We start from the raw sequence: 570 nt of genomic DNA on the forward strand, positions 1-570 counted from the left end.
GACCATGCCAGCCAATTCGGCCAACTGCTCAGCACTGATCTTCTGGACGCGTGCGTCACTCCTGTCCTCTTCGACCTCGATCTCCAGCGCATCCTGAGTCGTGAGTCGAGTGTTGTAGGCTCCGGAGCTGATGCGGAGCAGCGCCTGCTTCAACTCAATTTCGAGCACATCGTGCCCGCGTATCGCGGCGCTCAGCGCCTCGGTCGGCACCGCGATCAGCATTTCTCCGTCAACAGAGCACGGCAGCGTAACCGAGCATCGGCTCAGCTCTGCTTGGCTGTGCATCTTCAACGTTTTTCCGTTACTTTCCAATGTAACGGCCCCGCTCACCGGGGGCGCAAGGCGTTGGATCACGCGAAGCGCTTCGCTGAGCAGGGCCTGTTCGATTGTTGCTTTCATGTATAGGCGAGTGTTGTGGTTGGCTTACTTCTTATTTACTTCGAAGCCGTCATGTGCGACAGGCCCTTGATTCGGTATACTTCCGTGACTTGCACGTAACTGCCGTCAAGGCAGCTCCCGTCCAAATCCACTTCGACATCAACCCGGTCCCCAAGATGGTAAACCAAATCG

General features: G+C 56.8%; 1 protein-coding gene. It reads right to left on the reverse strand.

Going from position 1 to position 570, the window contains the following annotated elements; genetic code table 11:
- Nucleotides 1-399: hypothetical protein (locus AC1RO3_RS08360; protein WP_481763983.1), on the reverse strand; the 399-nt coding region annotated here is incomplete at its 3' end.
- Nucleotides 400-570 lie beyond the last annotated feature (171 nt).

The sequence above is a fragment of the Dellaglioa sp. CoH-57-MRSF-19 genome (genome assembly GCF_056781975.1).